Here is a 16,704-nt window from a genome sequence, read left to right as displayed (position 1 = left end):
AGATGGGGCCTCATAGTCTAGTTTAGCGATGATTTCCTTGTGTGTACCCTTATTAATGATATCTATAATTTGGATATTAGGGTCTTTAATATCGAGTAGTTTTGTGATAGAATGTAATTGTTCCATATGATTCTTTCTAATGATAGTTTGGTCGCTTTTCATTATAGATCTTATGGGACTTTTTTTCTACACAAAAATAGGCTCCATAATATCTATAGGGGATTTACCCACTACAAATATTATAGAGCCAATTATATAGAGTATTGAAACTGGAATAGTAGGACATGACTTCTGAAGCATTGTTAGAAATTAATTTGACTTTCCTAATCTCTTAGTTCACATCTTATTTCAACTCACTATAATTCCCCAATCAATTTGCTTATATTTTATTTCGATTTACTATACTTTTCTTCTATAATTAAAAATACGATTATTAATTTTTACGAATAATATAGAAAAGGAGGAAAATCATGTTTGTTGCAAGAGATGCTAGGGGACAGTTGGTAAATGTGTTAGAAGACAAGATTGAGAAGCAAGCATACACCTGCCCAGCTTGTGGAGGTCAGCTCCGTTTGCGGCAAGGATCAAGTGTACGAACCCATTTTGCCCATAAATCCTTAAAAGACTGTGATTATTCCTTTGAAAATGAAAGTCCAGAACACTTGGCAAATAAGGAAGTCCTCTATAATTGGTTGAAAACAGAGGCTGAGGTACAATTAGAATACCCGCTTACAGATCTTAAACAGATTGCGGATGTATTTGTAAATGGCAATCTAGCTTTAGAAGTTCAGTGTAGTCCCTTGCCTCAAAAAATTCTTAAAGAGCGCAGCGAGGGCTATCGTAGTCAGGGATACCAAGTACTATGGTTGCTGGGGGAAAAACTTTGGCTCAAGGAGCGTTTGACTCGTCTGCAACAAGGTTTTCTTTATTTCAGTCAAAATATGGGCTTTTATGTTTGGGAATTGGACAAGGAAAAACAGCTTTTAAGACTCAAATACCTGATTCACCAGGATCTTCGAGGTAAACTCCATTATCAAATAAAGGAATTTCCTTGTGGTCAAGGTAGTCTACTGGAAATATTACGTCTTCCCTATAAGAAACAAAAAATATATCATTTTACAGTTTTTCAAGATAAGGAAATTTGTCGCTATATCCGACAGCAGATTTATTATCAAAATCCCATTTGGATGAAAGAACAAGCAGAAGCCTATCAAAAGGGAGAAAATCTCCTGACTTATGGACTAAAAGAATGGTATCCACAAATTCGACCAATAGTGGGCAAATTTTTCCAGATTGACCAAGACTTGACTAGCTATTATCAGCACTTTTATACCTATTATCAAGAAAATCCTCAAAATGATTGGCAAATGCTTTATCCACCAGCCTTTTATCAGCAATATTTCTTGAAAAATATGGTAGAATAGAAAGGATGGAGGAATCTAATGGTATTACAAAGAAATGAAATAAATGAAAAAGATACATGGGATCTATCAACGATCTACCCCACTGACCAGGCTTGGGAAGAAGCCTTAAAAGATTTAACAGAACAATTGGAGACAGTAGCCCAGTATGAAGGCCATCTCCTAGATAGTGCGGATAGCCTTCTAGAAATCACTGAATTTTCTCTTGAAATGGAACGCCAGATGGAGAAGCTTTACGTTTATGCTCATATGAAGAATGACCAAGACACACGTGAAGCCAAGTACCAAGAGTACTATGCCAAGGCCATGACTCTCTATAGCCAGCTAGACCAAGCCTTTTCATTCTATGAACCTGAATTTATGGAAATCAGTGAAGAGCAGTATGCTGACTTTTTAGAAGCTCAGCCAAAATTGCAGGTTTATCAACACTATTTTGACAAGCTTTTGCAAGGCAAGGAACACGTTCTATCACAACGAGAAGAAGAATTATTAGCTGGAGCTGGTGAAATCTTTGGTTCAGCAAGTGAAACCTTCGCTATTTTAGATAATGCAGATATCGTCTTTCCATTTGTTAAAGATGAAGATGGTAACGAAGTACAATTATCACATGGCGTTTATATGCGTTTGATGGAGTCTAAAAATCGTGAAGTTCGCCGAGATGCTTATCAAGCTCTTTATGCAACTTATGAGCAATTCCAACATACTTATGCTAAAACCTTGCAAACAAATGTTAAGGTTCAAAACTATCGTGCAAAAGTTCGCAACTACAAGAGTGCTCGTCATGCAGCCCTAGCGGCAAATTTTGTTCCAGAAAGTGTTTATGACAATTTGGTAGCAGCAGTTCGCAAGCATTTGCCTCTCTTGCATCGTTACCTTGAGCTTCGTTCAAAGATTTTGGGAATTTCAGACCTCAAGATGTACGATGTCTATACACCGCTTTCATCTGTTGAATATAGTTTTACCTACCAAGAAGCCTTGAAAAAAGCAGAAGAAGCCTTGGCAGTCTTGGGTGAGGATTATTTGAGCCGTGTTAAACGTGCCTTCAGCAAGCGTTGGATTGATGTTTACGAAAACCAAGGCAAGCGTTCAGGGGCCTACTCTGGTGGTTCTTACGATACCAATGCCTTTATGCTCCTTAACTGGCAGGACAATCTAGACAATCTCTTTACCCTTGTCCATGAGACAGGTCACAGTATGCATTCCAGCTATACTCGTGAAACGCAGCCTTATGTTTACGGGGATTATTCTATCTTCTTGGCTGAGATTGCCTCAACGACCAATGAAAATATCTTAACGGAGAAATTGTTGGAAGAAGTGGAAGACGATGCAACATGCTTTGCTATTCTCAATAACTTCCTAGATGGTTTCCGTGGAACAGTTTTCCGCCAAACTCAATTTGCTGAGTTTGAACACGCCATTCACCAAGCGGATCAAAATGGTGAAGTCTTGACAAGTGATTTCTTAAATAAACTCTACGCAGATTTGAACCAAGAGTATTATGGTTTGAGTAAGGAAGACAATCCTGAAATCCAATACGAGTGGGCACGCATTCCACACTTCTACTATAACTACTATGTATATCAATATTCAACAGGTTTTGCAGCAGCCTCAGCCCTAGCTGAAAAGATTGTTCATGGTAGTCAAGAGGATCGTGACCGCTATATCGACTACCTCAAGGCAGGCAAGTCTGACTATCCACTTAATGTCATGAGAAAAGCTGGTGTTGATATGGAGAAGGAAGACTATCTCAACGATGCCTTTGCAGTCTTTGAACGTCGTTTGAATGAGTTTGAAGCCCTTGTTGAAAAATTGGGATTGGCATAAGATGGTTGAATCATATAGTAAAAATGCCAACCATAACATGCGTCGCCCTGTTGTCAAGGAAGAAATTGTGGACTTGATGCGTCAGCGTCAAAAGCAAGTCACAGGCTCTTTGAAAGAATTGGAAGACTTTGCCCGTAAGGAAAATATTCCCATCATTCCCCATGAAACGGTTGCTTATTTCCGTTTTCTCATGGAAACCATGCAGCCTAAAAACATTCTGGAAATTGGGACGGCCATCGGGTTTTCAGCCCTCTTGATGGCGGAACATGCGCCAAATGCTAAGATTACAACTATTGACCGCAATCCAGAGATGATTGGATTTGCCAAGGAAAATTTCGCTCAGTTTGACAGTCGCAAGCAAATTACACTCCTAGAGGGAGATGCGGTAGATGTCTTATCTACCTTGACAGAGTCCTATGATTTCGTCTTTATGGATTCTGCCAAGTCTAAATACATCGTCTTTTTGCCAGAAATCCTCAAACACTTGGAAGTTGGTGGTGTGGTTGTCTTGGATGATATTTTCCAAGGTGGTGATGTTGCCAAGGACATTATGGAAGTCCGTCGTGGCCAGAGAACCATTTATCGAGGCCTTCAAAGACTATTTGATGCAACCTTAGACAATCCAGGACTCACTGCAACATTAGTACCTTTAGGAGATGGTATTCTCATGCTTCGTAAAAATGTAGCAGATGTTCAATTGCCTATTAGCGAATGATTTTCAGAATAATTTAAGAAAATATAGTAAAATAGATAGGGTAACACTTATCTAAAAGGAGTAGACATGAAGAAAAAACTATTGGCAGGTGCCATTACACTATTATCAGTAGCAACTTTAGCAGCTTGTTCGAAAGGTTCAGAAGGAGCAGACCTTATCAGCATGAAAGGGGATGTCATCACAGAACATCAGTTTTATGAGCAAGTGAAGAGCAATCCTTCAGCTCAACAAGTGTTGTTGAACTTGACCATCCAAAAAGTATTTGAGAAACAATATGGCTCAGAAGTAGATGACAAAGAAGTCAACGATACTATTGCCGAAGAAGAAAAACAATATGGTGAGAACTACCAACGTGTCTTGTCACAAGCAGGTATGACCCTTGAAACACGTAAAGCTCAAATTCGTACAAGTAAATTAGTTGAGTTGGCAGTTAAAAAAGCAGCAGAAGCTGAATTGACAGATGATGCTTACAAGAAGGCCTTTGATGAGTACACTCCAGATGTAACTGCTCAAATCATTCGTCTTGATAATGAGGATAAAGCGAAAGAAATTCTTGAAAAAGCCAAGGCAAGTGGCGCAGATTTCGCTCAATTAGCCAAAGATAACTCAACTGATGAGAAAACTAAAGCGAATGGTGGAGAAATCACCTTTGATTCTGCTTCAACAGAAGTACCAGAACAAGTTAAAAAAGCTACTTTTGCTTTAGATGTAAATGGTGTTTCTGATGTGATTAAAGCCACTGGCACACAAGCCTATAGTAGCCAATATTACATTGTAAAACTCACTAAGAAAACAGAAAAATCATCTAATATCGATGATTATAAAGAAAAATTAAAAACGGTTATCTTAACTCAAAAACAGAACGATGCAACATTTGTTCAAAGTATTATCGGAAAAGAATTGCAAGCAGCTAATATCAAGGTCAAAGACCAAGCCTTCCAAAATATCTTTACCCAATATATCGGCGGTGGAGATTCAAGCTCAAGTAGTTCATCAAAAGAATAAAACAGAAAAGAGCCAAGTGCTCTTTTTCTTATGAGAAAATCTTCTATCTTAAGGATAAGAGTTTTTTTCTTTCGGAAAAAATGGTATAATAGCAATCAAAACTAGAAAATAAACGGAATTTGGGAATAATTTCTTTTGTTCTCATTAGATTGGTGATACTATGAAGATTAGTAAGAGGCACCTATTAAACTATTCTATCCTAGTTCCTTATTTACTTTTATCTATTTTGGGCTTGATTGTAGTTTATTCTACAACCAGTGCTATTCTTATCGAAGAAGGTAAAAGTGCCCTGCAATTAGTTCGAAGTCAGGGAATATTTTGGGGCTTTAGTTTAATATTGATTGCCTTGATATATAAGCTGAAACTGAATTTTTTAAGAAAAGAACGACTTTTATTTATTGTTATGTTTGTTGAGCTAATTCTATTAGCTTTGGCTCGCTTAATTGGTACGCCAGTTAATGGAGCCTATGGTTGGATATCAGTAGGACCTTTGACCATTCAGCCAGCTGAGTATTTGAAGATTATTATCGTCTGGTACTTGGCCCAACGTTTTTCAAAACAACAGGATGAAATTGCTGTTTATGATTTCCAAGTTTTAACTCAAAATCAATGGATTCCTCGTGCTTTTAATGATTGGCGTTTTGTCCTCTTGGTCATGATAGGAAGTTTGGCTATCTTCCCAGATTTGGGGAATGCTACTATCCTAGCTTTGGTTGCCTTGATTATGTATACAGTTAGTGGGATTGCTCATCGCTGGTTTGTAGCCTTTATCGGTCTTTTGTTTGGCGTTTCCGCCCTTTCCTTAACAGCTATTGATATGATAGGGGTTGATAAGTTTTTAAAAGTTCCAGTATTTGGATATGTGGCTAAGCGTTTCAGTGCCTACTTTAATCCCTTTACCGATTTGGCAGGAGCAGGCCACCAACTTGCAAATTCTTACTTTGCCATGGTCAATGGTGGCTGGTTTGGTCTAGGTTTAGGAAATTCAATCGAAAAACGTGGCTATCTACCAGAGGCCCATACAGACTTTGTATTTTCAATTGTCATTGAAGAATTTGGCTTTGTAGGAGCCAGCTTGATTTTGGCACTTGTCTTTTTCCTTATTTTACGAATTATTCTGGTGGGAATTCGTGCTAAGAATCCTTTTAATTCCATGATGGCGATTGGGGTTGGGGGGATGATGTTGGTACAGGTCTTTGTCAATATCGGTGGAATTTCTGGTATTATTCCTTCAACTGGAGTAACCTTCCCTTTCCTATCGCAAGGAGGGAACAGTCTCCTGGTCTTGTCTGTAGCCATCGCCTTTGTCTTGAATATTGATGCAAGTGAAAAACGTGCCCAATTATATGAGGAGTTAGAAACTCACTCATCACACTATATGTAGAGTTGATAGTGGAAAGGATTACCTATGTCTCTTCAAAAATTAGAAAACTATAGTAATAAAGCTGTCGTGCAAGAAGAAGTATTGATTTTAACAGAATTGTTAGAAGATATTACTAAAAATATGCTTGCTCCAGAGACTTTTGAAAAAATCATGCAGTTGAAAGAATTGTCAACTCAAGAAGATTATCAAGGCTTGAACCAATTAGTTACTAGTCTGACAAATGATGAAATGGCTTATATTTCACGCTATTTCTCTATCTTACCTCTTTTGATTAATATTTCAGAAGACGTGGATTTGGCCTATGAAATCAACCATCAAAATAATATCGATCAAGATTATCTTGGTAAGTTGTCAGCAACGATTAAAATGGTTGCAGAAAAAGAAAATGCGGTTGAAATTTTAGAACATTTGAATGTTGTCCCTGTTTTGACAGCCCATCCAACACAAGTGCAACGTAAGAGTATGCTGGATTTGACTAACCATATCCACACCCTCTTGCGTAAGTATCGTGATGTGAAATTAGGCTTGATTAATAAGGAAAAATGGCATAATGATCTCCGTCGTTACATTGAGATTATCATGCAGACAGATATGATTCGTGAAAAGAAATTGAAAGTGACCAATGAAATCACGAATGTTATGGAATACTACAATAGTTCATTCCTGAAAGCAGTTCCTCATTTGACTGCTGAGTACAAGCGTCTGGCTAAAAAACACGGTTTGGAGTTGAAACATCCTAAACCAATTACCATGGGAATGTGGATTGGTGGAGACCGTGATGGGAATCCCTTTGTTACAGCAGATACCTTGAAGAAATCTGCCATGACACAGTGTGAAGTCATCATGAACTACTACGATGAAAAGATTTATCAACTTTATCGTGAGTTCTCTCTCTCAACTAGTATTGTCAATGTCAGCAAGCAAGTCAGAGAAATGGCTCGTCAATCTAAGGATAACTCAATTTATCGTGAAAAAGAGCTGTATCGTCGCGCTTTGTTTGATATTCAATCAAAAATTCAAGCAACAAAAGCCTATCTTATTGAAGATAAAGAAGTTGGAGCTCGCTATGAAACAGCCAATGACTTTTATAAGGACTTAGTTACTATCCGTGATTCCCTCTTGGAAAACAAGGGTGAAGCACTGATTTCTGGTGATTTTGTTGAATTGATTCAAGCAGTTGAAATTTTTGGTTTCTATTTGGCATCTATTGACATGCGTCAAGATTCTAGTGTTCATGAGGCCTGCGTAGCAGAACTCTTGAAATCAGCAGGAATTCATTCGCGTTATAGCGAACTAAGTGAAGAAGAAAAATGCCAGCTTCTCTTGAAAGAATTAGAAGAAGATCCACGCATTCTTTCGGCTACTCACGTTGAAAAATCGGAGTTACTTGAAAAAGAATTGGCCATTTTCAAGGCTGCTCGTAATTTGAAAGATAAGTTGGGTGACGATGTTATTCGTCAGACCATTATTTCACATGCAACCAGCGTATCAGACATGCTGGAATTGGCTATCTTACTAAAAGAAGTAGGACTAGTTGATAAAGAAAGAGCCCGTGTCCAAATCGTTCCTCTCTTTGAAACAATCGAGGACTTGGACCACTCGGAAGAAACCATGAGAGAATACCTTTCTCTTGGTCTTGCCAAAAAATGGATTGCTTCACGCAATAACTACCAAGAAATCATGCTTGGCTATTCTGATAGTAATAAAGATGGTGGTTACTTATCATCATGTTGGACCCTCTACAAGGCTCAACAACAATTGACTGCTATTGGAGATGAATTTGGCGTTAAGGTTACCTTCTTCCATGGTCGTGGTGGTACTGTCGGTCGTGGTGGTGGACCAACTTATGAAGCCATCACCTCTCAACCGCTCAAGTCTATCAAGGATCGTATCCGTTTGACGGAGCAGGGTGAAGTAATTGGCAATAAATACGGTAACAAAGATGCTGCCTATTATAACCTTGAAATGTTGGTTTCAGCAGCCATTAACCGCATGATTACTCAGTGGAAGAGTGATACTAATACCTCAAATCGCTATGAGGCTATTATGGATCAAGTAGTGGATCGTAGTTATGATATTTACCGAGACCTAGTTTTTGGGAATGAACATTTTTATGATTATTTCTTTGAGTCAAGTCCTATTAAGGCCATTTCCAGCTTTAATATCGGTTCTCGTCCAGCTGCTCGTAAGACTATTACAGAAATCGGTGGTTTGCGTGCTATTCCTTGGGTCTTCTCATGGTCGCAAAGCCGTGTCATGTTCCCTGGCTGGTATGGGGTTGGATCAAGCTTCAAGGAATTTATCGATAAAAATCCAGAAAATATCGCTATCTTACGAGATATGTACCAAAATTGGCCTTTCTTCCAATCTCTCCTTTCAAATGTAGACATGGTCTTGTCAAAATCTAACATGAATATTGCTTTTGAATATGCTAAGTTATGTGAAGATGATCAAGTGAAAGCTATTTATGATACTATTTTAGACGAATGGCAATTAACTAAAAATGTTATCCTAGAGATTGAAGGATATGACGAATTATTAGCTGAAAATCCATATCTGAAAGCAAGTTTGGATTACCGTATGCCATACTTTAATATCCTCAACTATATCCAGTTGGAGTTGATTAAACGACAACGTCGAGGAGAATTGTCAAGCGATCAAGAAAAATTAATCCATACAACCATCAACGGAATTGCGACAGGCTTGCGTAATTCAGGCTGATACCTATCAAACTTCCTCCTTTCTATAGGGGAAGTTTTTGAATATTTCAAAAAAATTCTCAAAGAGTCTTGACAAGTAGTTGAAAAATGATATAATTTAACCATTCAGAAAAGTAATCATACAAACTTTTTAGAGAGTCTGTGGTAGCTGAAAACAGATAAGTGGCGATGATGAAAATTGGGCTGAATGTTATTTAGAATTTGAAATCATAAAAATTCGGTGAGCACACCTTACAGTGCATCTCGTTATTGCGAGACAGAGCGATAGGGAAATTCCCTATAATTGAGGTGGCACCGCGCATTGACGTCCTCACACAAGTTTTTTGTGTGAGGACTTTTTTTGCTGGAGGTTAGTATGGAAAGAAAACGATGGCGTCGCTTGTTTAGATAAGTGAAGTATTTTAAAGAAATAAAAAGGAGAAATAGAATGAAAAATAAACGTTTAATTGGAATTATCGCTGCATTAGCAGTCTTAGTAGCAGGAAGTTTGATTTACTCTTCAATGAATAAACCAGAAGCTAAGAATGAGAAAAAAGTTGCCAAAGTTGGTGTCCTTCAGTTTGTCAGCCATCCATCTCTTGACTTGATTTATAAAGGAATTCAAGATGGACTTTCAGAAGAAGGTTATAAAGATGACCAAGTTAAAATCGATTTTATGAACTCAGAAGGTGACCAAAGTAAGGTTGCGACAATGAGTAAACAATTGGTTGCAAATGGCAATGACCTTGTGGTTGGTATTGCAACACCAGCTGCTCAAGGTTTGGCTAGCGCCACAAAAGACTTACCGGTTATCATGGCTGCTATTACAGACCCAATTGGTGCTAATTTGGTTAAAGATTTGAAAAAACCAGGTGGCAACATTACAGGGGTGTCTGACCACAATCCAGCTCAACAACAAGTTGAACTCATCAAGGCTCTAACACCAAATGTGAAAACAATCGGAGCTCTTTACTCAAGTAGCGAAGACAATTCAAAAACACAGGTCGAAGAATTTAAGGCTTATGCTGAAAAAGCAGGTTTGACAGTGGAAACATTTGCGGTTCCTTCAACAAATGAAATTGCTTCAACAGTCAACGTTATGACTAGCAAGGTCGATGCTATCTGGGTTCCAATTGATAACACTATTGCTTCAGCCTTCTCAACTGTTGTATCAAGCAACAAATCAGCTAAAAAACCAATTTACCCAAGCGCAACTGCCATGGTAGAAGTTGGTGGTTTGGCATCAGTTGTAGTTGACCAACACGACCTTGGTGTGGCAACTGGTAAAATGATTGCGCAAGTCTTGAAAGGTGCAAAACCAGCTGATACTCCAGTTAATGTCTTTTCAACTGGTAAATCAGTAATCAATAAAAAATTGGCACAAGAGTTAGGTATTACTATTCCTGAGTCTGTTCTCAAAGAAGCAGGACAAGTGATTGAATAATCTGTAATGGAGGAGTTGGGGACATCTCCTCCAATTTTTTACAATAGAAATCATATAGAAAAGGTTAAGAAACAGATGATATTATCTATTATTTCTCAAGGATTTGTCTGGGCTATTTTAGGTCTGGGGATCTTTATGACATTTAGGATTTTGAACTTTCCAGATATGACGACAGAAGGTTCTTTCCCTCTTGGGGGAGCTGTTGCTGTCACTCTGATAACCAAAGGTGTAAATCCCTTTTTAGCGACTCTTGTTGCTGTTGGAGCAGGTTGTTTGGCTGGAATGGCAGCAGGACTTCTTTATACAAAAGGGAAGATCCCAACCTTGCTCTCAGGGATTTTGGTAATGACTTCCTGTCACTCTATCATGCTATTGATTATGGGACGTGCAAATTTAGGACTGCTTGGAACCAAGCAAATTCAGGATGTCTTGCCTTTTACTTCAGATTTGAACCAACTATTGACAGGTCTTATCTTTGTCAGTCTTGTCATTGCTCTCATGCTCTTTTTCTTGGACACCAAACTCGGACAAGCCTATATTGCTACAGGTGACAATCCTGATATGGCTAGAAGTTTTGGAATTCATACTGGGCGCATGGAGCTCATGGGTTTGGTCTTATCAAATGGTGTGATTGCCCTTGCAGGAGCTCTCATTGCCCAGCAAGAAGGCTATGCTGATGTATCTCGAGGAATAGGGGTTATCGTTGTAGGTCTTGCAAGTTTGATTATTGGGGAAGTTATTTTCAAGAGTTTGAGTTTGGCAGAGCGCTTGGTTGCCATCGTTGTGGGTTCTATCGCCTATCAATTCTTAGTGTGGGCAGTTATTGCGCTTGGATTTAACACAAGCTACCTTCGTTTGTACAGTGCCGTGATTTTAGCAGTCTGCCTCATGATTCCTACATTTAAGCAAACAATCTTGAAAGGAGCCAAGTTAAGCAAATGACAGCAATTGTAGAATTAAAAAATGCAACCAAAGTTGTTAAAAATGGCTTTGATGAAGAAAAGATTATTTTAAATGATGTTTCCTTAGAAATTTTTGAACAGGATTTCATCACGATTTTAGGTGGAAATGGGGCTGGGAAATCAACTCTCTTTAACACTATTGCAGGAACCTTATCCTTAACCAGTGGGACTATTCGTATTTTAGGTGAAGATGTTACCAAGTTTTCACCAGAGAAACGAGCTAAGTATCTGTCTCGTGTTTTCCAAGATCCCAAGATGGGGACAGCTCCCCGTATGACGGTGGCTGAAAATCTTTTAATTGCCAAGTTTCGTGGTGAAAAGCGTGGATTGTTACCACGACGCTTGACTAGCTATAAGGATGAGTTTCAGGCAACCATTGAAAAAGTAGGGAATGGTCTTGAGAGACATTTGAATACACCGATCGAGTTCTTATCAGGTGGGCAAAGACAGGCTTTGAGTCTCTTGATGGCAACCTTGAAGAGACCTGAATTACTCCTGTTAGATGAGCATACTGCTGCCCTTGATCCAAAGACTAGTGTTGCTTTGATGGAATTGACAGATGAATTTGTTAAGAAAGATCAGCTGACAGCCCTTATGATTACCCATCATATGGAAGATGCTCTCAAATATGGCAATCGTTTAATTGTCATGAAAGAAGGACGGATTATCCAAGATTTGAACCAAGAAGAAAAGGCAAAAATGAAAATCTCTGATTATTATCAACTCTTTGAATAAAGGTAAATTCCCAAACTAAGTTCCACTGCTACTCCAAGTGGAAGTTAGTCTGATAAAAATCCTAAAAACCAGTGGAAATCCGTGTCAGGGTAAGTTCCACTGGTTTTAATCATGCTTGATTTCATCGCTTTTGTAGCCAAAATGAATCGAAAAAAAGAGCGCACAAAATCCCCTCATCTGAAAGCGTTTCAGATTAAGTTCCGCTATGGTGGAAGTTAGTGTGAGACGTTTGAATGCGGTTAAAGGTTAGTTTTTAGAACTTATGTTGGAGTAATTTAGAAGACTGACAGACGTCTTCTGCAGGTATTTTAGAAATACCTAGAAGCTTAGGAATCTCTTCTCCATAGGTAAAGTCAAAGAGCTCATAGGCTGACTTTCCATTCAAAGCAGCACGTTTGACACTGTTGACATGAGAGCAGACGAGATTGATATCTTCTTGAGTTAAATTGTCAAAGGAAGTTCCCTTAGGTAGAATGTCACGAATTAGTGTGTGATTTTTCTCAATTCTCCCTTTCTGGTCAGAGCGATTAGGATCACAAAAGAAGAGTTTACTCTCTCCTCGCACATCCATTTCGATATCATCGACCCTGGCAAACTCTCCACCATTATCTGTCAGGATGACAGGAAAAAGTTGGAAGAAATCTTTGTCAGCTTGGTGAAGAGTGTTCTTAATATCATAGAGGTATTTGGTAACCTCAAGGGCAGTTTTATTATCCAGAAGTCTAGCAAAGATAAAGTTACAGAAAGACAGGTTGAAGGTAAGTAGGATTTTACCTCCCATCCTGCCCATAACTGTGTCCATTTCCAGCCAAGAGTCTAGTTGATTAAGGACTAAATAGTTTTGGAAATCCTCATAGGAACGGCCTTTTTTAGCTTCTTTAGGGATGGAAGGTAGCTTACTTTTCCGTCTTTCTTTGAATTTAACGGCTCTGGCTAGGTCAATAGGAGCGATAGATAGGTATCCTTTTCGGATGTGTCGATAGACGGTTGAGGAACTGACATCAAGATTGTGAGTTTTGAGAATATGATAGATGTGTTGTCCCTTTTTAACACCCTCAGAAATGACTTTGTCCATGTCCCAGAAGGTCTTGGAATTGAGAGGAGTTCCTTCACGAGCTTCTACAAGAGTTTGTTCGTATTGTTTTTGAGCTTGTTTAGCGAGGTATAAAATCTTCTTATAGCCACAATTCTGTCTTCTTTTAGGGCAACCATTACAGACAAAGGGAGCCTTATCGAGTAAAGGGCAAGGAAGGTTATCACACGTAGACTCTCGGACTTGTCTGTTTCGTTTGACTTCTTTGGAGACAGTGGTCGGGTCTTTTAGAATGGATTGTCCAATAGCTTTGAAGGTTTCACCGCGCTCTAAGCCTAATTGGATATCATTACGGTCTGAAAGGGTAAGGTGTTTATGTTTTGTCATAGTAGACCTCATTTCTAACTCAAACGTCTCATACTTAATTCCACCATAAAAATCCGTTTTAGACTAATTTCCACTTCGGCTAGCAAAGTGGAAGTTACTTTGAGAAGTTACCCTCTTTGAATAAAGTAGGGAAAACGAGTGAAATGGTTTACTTTTTTTCTGAAATAAAGTATACTATATAAAGTAAACTATGATAACATGGAGGTATTGTGTATGGTTGACAAACAAGTCATTGAAGAAATCAAAAACAATGCCAACATTGTGGAAGTCATAGGAGATGTGATTTCTTTACAAAAGGCAGGACGGAACTATCTAGGGCTCTGTCCTTTTCATGGTGAAAAAACACCTTCTTTCAACGTCGTAGAGGATAAGCAGTTTTATCACTGTTTTGGTTGTGGTCGCTCAGGTGATGTCTTTAAATTCATCGAGGAGTACCAAGGGGTTCCCTTTATGGAGGCTGTCCAAATCTTAGGTCAGCGTGTCGGGATTGAGGTGGAAAAACCGCTTTATAGTGAGCAGAAGCCAGCCTCGCCTCACCAAGCTCTTTATGATATGCACGAAGATGCTGCCAAATTTTATCATGCTATTCTCATGACAACGACCATGGGGGAAGAGGCTAGAAACTACCTCTATCAGCGTGGTTTGACAGATGAAGTCCTCAAGCATTTTCGGATTGGTTTAGCACCTCCAGAACGAAACTATCTCTATCAACGTTTGTCTGCTCAGTATCGTGATGAGGATTTTCTAGATTCAGGACTGTTTTATCTCTCTGATGCCAATCAATTTGTAGACACCTTTCACAATCGCATTATGTTTCCCCTTACAAATGATCAGGGAAAGGTCATTGCCTTCTCAGGTCGTATCTGGCAGAAAACGGATTCACAAACTTCTAAGTATAAAAATAGTAGATCGACTGCAATTTTTAACAAAAGTTACGAATTATATCATATGGATAGGGCAAAAAAATCTTCTGGTAAAGCCAGTGAGATTTACCTCATGGAAGGGTTCATGGATGTTATTGCAGCCTATCGGGCTGGAATCGAAAATGCTGTGGCGTCTATGGGAACGGCCTTGAGTCGAGAGCATGTTGAGCATCTGAAAAGGTTAACCAAGAAGTTGGTTCTTGTTTACGATGGCGATAAGGCTGGACAGGCTGCGACATTGAAAGCCTTGGATGAAATTGGCGATATGCCTGTGCAAATCGTTAGCATGCCTGATAACTTGGATCCAGATGAGTATCTACAAAAAAATGGTCCAGAAGATTTGGCCTATCTATTAACGAAAACTCGTATTAGTCCGATTGAGTTTTACATTCACCAGTACAAGCCTGAAAATAGTGAAAATCTGCAGGCTCAGATTGAGTTTATTGAAAAAATAGCTCCCTTGATTGTTCAAGAAAAGTCTATTACTGCTCAAAACAGCTATATTCATATTTTAGCTGACAGTCTGGCGTCCTTTGATTATGTCCAGATTGAGCAGATTGTTAATGAGAGTCGACAGGCACAAAGACAGAATCGCATGGAAGGGATTTCTAGACCGACGCCAATCACCATGCCTGTCACCAAGCAGTTATCGGCTATTATGAGGGCAGAATCCCATCTACTTTATCGAATGATGGAATCCCCTCTTGTTTTGAATGATTACCGTTTGAGAGAAGATTTTGCATTTGACACACCTGAATTTCAGGTCTTATATGACTTGCTTGGCCAGTATGGCAATCTTCCTCCAGAAGTTCTAGCAGAACAGACAGAGGAAGTTGAAAGAGCTTGGTACCAAGTCTTAGCTCAGGATTTGCCTGCTGAGATGTCACCGCAGGAACTTAGTGAAGTAGAGATGACTCGAAACAAGGCTCTCTTGAATCAGGACAATATGAGAATCAAAAAGAAGGTGCAGGAAGCTAGCCATGTAGGAGATACCGACACAGCCCTAGAAGAATTGGAACGTTTAATTTCCCAAAAGAGAAGAATGGAGTAATAATGGCAACAAAACAAAAAGAAGTAACAACATTTGACGTACAAGTAGCAGAATTTATCCGCAATCATAAGCAAAAAGGGACAGCAACAGACGATGAAATTAATGCTAGTCTAGTCATTCCTTTTACCTTGGATGCTGATGGGATAGAAGATCTTTTGCAACGGATTCAGGATGCAGGGATTTCAATCACAGATAACGAAGGGAATCCAAGTGCGCGTGTTCTTAGTGCAGAAGAAGAGCCAGAACTCAGCGACGAGGACTTGATTGGTTCAACTTCGGCTAAGGTAAACGACCCTGTCCGTATGTACTTGAAAGAAATTGGTGTCGTTCCTCTCTTGACCAATGAAGAGGAAAAAGAATTGGCACTAGCAGTTGAAGCTGGCGATATCGAAGCTAAACAACGTCTTGCGGAAGCCAACCTTCGTTTGGTTGTTTCCATTGCCAAACGCTATGTCGGCCGTGGTATGCAGTTCCTTGACTTGATTCAAGAAGGAAACATGGGCTTGATGAAGGCAGTTGACAAGTTTGACTATTCTAAAGGATTCAAGTTCTCAACTTACGCAACTTGGTGGATTCGTCAGGCCATCACTCGTGCTATTGCGGATCAAGCTCGTACCATCCGTATCCCAGTCCACATGGTTGAAACTATTAATAAATTGGTTCGTGAACAACGTAATCTCCTTCAAGAATTGGGACAAGATCCAACGCCAGAACAAATTGCTGAACGTATGGATATGACCCCTGATAAGGTGCGTGAAATCTTGAAGATTGCCCAAGAACCAGTATCGCTTGAAACACCAATCGGTGAAGAGGATGATAGCCATCTTGGGGACTTTATCGAAGATGAAGTGATTGAAAATCCAGTGGACTATACAACTCGTATCGTCTTGCGTGAGCAGTTGGATGAGGTCTTGGATACTCTTACAGATCGTGAAGAAAATGTTCTACGTCTACGTTTCGGACTAGATGATGGGAAAATGCGCACCCTTGAAGATGTGGGGAAAGTCTTTAACGTAACCCGTGAGCGTATTCGTCAGATTGAGGCTAAAGCTTTGAGAAAACTACGCCAACCAAGTCGCAGCAAACCGCTTCGTGATTTTATTGAAGACTAAGAGTGAGGA

At 39.3% G+C, this 16,704-nt stretch carries 12 protein-coding genes, 1 pseudogene and 1 other annotated feature; of the genes and pseudogenes, 11 read left to right on the top strand and 2 right to left on the bottom strand.

Going from position 1 to position 16,704, the window contains the following annotated elements; all coding sequences use genetic code 11:
• Positions 1-126, bottom strand: a pseudogene (locus D8787_RS11435) (ISL3 family transposase); the annotation flags it as partial.
• A 344-nt stretch (positions 127-470) separates the two neighbouring features.
• On the opposite strand from D8787_RS11435, the gene D8787_RS05110 reads away from it, so the two are divergent.
• From D8787_RS05110 to D8787_RS05070, 9 genes are all read left to right on the top strand, one after another.
• Positions 471-1,424 carry a competence protein CoiA gene (locus D8787_RS05110; protein ID WP_125421414.1) on the top strand — a complete coding sequence of 318 codons (954 nt, stop codon included), beginning with the start codon at positions 471-473 and terminating at the stop codon, positions 1,422-1,424.
• Between the two features lie 18 nt (positions 1,425-1,442).
• A complete protein-coding gene (pepF, locus tag D8787_RS05105) occupies positions 1,443-3,245 on the top strand; it encodes an oligoendopeptidase F (protein WP_125421411.1) in 1,803 nt (600 codons plus the stop codon).
• 1 nt (position 3,246) lies between these two features.
• Positions 3,247-3,960, top strand: a complete 714-nt coding sequence (locus D8787_RS05100) for an O-methyltransferase (RefSeq protein ID WP_125421408.1) — start codon at positions 3,247-3,249, stop codon at positions 3,958-3,960.
• Positions 3,961-4,026: 66 nt separating this feature from the next.
• Entirely contained in the window at positions 4,027-4,965 is a 939-nt protein-coding gene (gene prsA / locus D8787_RS05095; RefSeq protein WP_125421405.1) for a peptidylprolyl isomerase PrsA, read from the top strand.
• Positions 4,966-5,125: 160 nt separating this feature from the next.
• Complete coding sequence (ftsW, locus tag D8787_RS05090; RefSeq protein WP_125421402.1) at positions 5,126-6,349, top strand: cell division peptidoglycan polymerase FtsW; 1,224 nt, start codon at positions 5,126-5,128, stop codon at positions 6,347-6,349.
• Between the two features lie 24 nt (positions 6,350-6,373).
• Entirely contained in the window at positions 6,374-9,070 is a 2,697-nt protein-coding gene (gene ppc, locus D8787_RS05085; RefSeq protein ID WP_125421399.1) for a phosphoenolpyruvate carboxylase, read from the top strand.
• Positions 9,071-9,166: 96 nt separating this feature from the next.
• Positions 9,167-9,384: a binding site (T-box leader), on the top strand.
• A gap of 112 nt (positions 9,385-9,496) precedes the next feature.
• Entirely contained in the window at positions 9,497-10,492 is a 996-nt protein-coding gene (gene trpX / locus D8787_RS05080; protein WP_125421396.1) for a tryptophan ABC transporter substrate-binding protein, read from the top strand.
• A 75-nt stretch (positions 10,493-10,567) separates the two neighbouring features.
• Complete coding sequence (locus D8787_RS05075) at positions 10,568-11,434, top strand: ABC transporter permease (RefSeq protein ID WP_102210236.1); 867 nt, start codon at positions 10,568-10,570, stop codon at positions 11,432-11,434.
• On the top strand, positions 11,431-12,189 hold the full coding sequence (locus tag D8787_RS05070) for an ABC transporter ATP-binding protein (RefSeq protein WP_125421393.1): 759 nt from the start codon (positions 11,431-11,433) through the stop codon (positions 12,187-12,189). Before D8787_RS05075 ends, D8787_RS05070 begins: the two co-directional genes overlap by 4 nt.
• Positions 12,190-12,442: 253 nt before the next feature.
• Here D8787_RS05070 and D8787_RS05065 read toward each other — a convergent pair whose 3' ends face one another.
• Positions 12,443-13,609 (bottom strand): IS30 family transposase, encoded by a 1,167-nt coding sequence (locus D8787_RS05065; protein WP_125421390.1) that lies wholly within the window; start codon positions 13,607-13,609, stop codon positions 12,443-12,445.
• A gap of 213 nt (positions 13,610-13,822) precedes the next feature.
• Between D8787_RS05065 and dnaG the strand changes: the two genes are divergently transcribed.
• Positions 13,823-15,583, top strand: a complete 1,761-nt coding sequence (gene dnaG, locus D8787_RS05060) for a DNA primase (protein ID WP_221765911.1) — start codon at positions 13,823-13,825, stop codon at positions 15,581-15,583.
• Between the two features lie 2 nt (positions 15,584-15,585).
• Positions 15,586-16,695 (top strand): RNA polymerase sigma factor RpoD, encoded by a 1,110-nt coding sequence (rpoD, locus tag D8787_RS05055; RefSeq protein WP_004259586.1) that lies wholly within the window; start codon positions 15,586-15,588, stop codon positions 16,693-16,695.
• The last annotated feature ends 9 nt before the right edge of the window (positions 16,696-16,704 follow it).

It is taken from the genome of Streptococcus mitis, assembly GCF_003944325.1.
GTDB classification, from domain to species: Bacteria; Bacillota; Bacilli; order Lactobacillales; family Streptococcaceae; genus Streptococcus; species Streptococcus mitis_CW.
This window is presented reverse-complemented; position numbering and strand designations above follow the sequence as displayed.

Excerpts from the sequence above, each read along its gene's own strand:
- D8787_RS05110 (WP_125421414.1), top strand. The coding sequence starts at position 471 with ATGTTTGTTGCAAGAGATGCTAGGGGACAGTTGGTAAATGTGTTAGAA.
- pepF (WP_125421411.1), top strand. The coding sequence starts at position 1,443 with ATGGTATTACAAAGAAATGAAATAAATGAAAAAGATACATGGGATCTA.
- D8787_RS05100 (WP_125421408.1), top strand. The coding sequence starts at position 3,247 with ATGGTTGAATCATATAGTAAAAATGCCAACCATAACATGCGTCGCCCT.
- prsA (WP_125421405.1), top strand. The coding sequence starts at position 4,027 with ATGAAGAAAAAACTATTGGCAGGTGCCATTACACTATTATCAGTAGCA.
- ftsW (WP_125421402.1), top strand. The coding sequence starts at position 5,126 with ATGAAGATTAGTAAGAGGCACCTATTAAACTATTCTATCCTAGTTCCT.
- ppc (WP_125421399.1), top strand. The coding sequence starts at position 6,374 with ATGTCTCTTCAAAAATTAGAAAACTATAGTAATAAAGCTGTCGTGCAA.
- trpX (WP_125421396.1), top strand. The coding sequence starts at position 9,497 with ATGAAAAATAAACGTTTAATTGGAATTATCGCTGCATTAGCAGTCTTA.
- D8787_RS05075 (WP_102210236.1), top strand. The coding sequence starts at position 10,568 with ATGATATTATCTATTATTTCTCAAGGATTTGTCTGGGCTATTTTAGGT.
- D8787_RS05070 (WP_125421393.1), top strand. The coding sequence starts at position 11,431 with ATGACAGCAATTGTAGAATTAAAAAATGCAACCAAAGTTGTTAAAAAT.
- D8787_RS05065 (WP_125421390.1), bottom strand. The coding sequence starts at position 13,609 with ATGACAAAACATAAACACCTTACCCTTTCAGACCGTAATGATATCCAA.
- dnaG (WP_221765911.1), top strand. The coding sequence starts at position 13,823 with ATGGTTGACAAACAAGTCATTGAAGAAATCAAAAACAATGCCAACATT.
- rpoD (WP_004259586.1), top strand. The coding sequence starts at position 15,586 with ATGGCAACAAAACAAAAAGAAGTAACAACATTTGACGTACAAGTAGCA.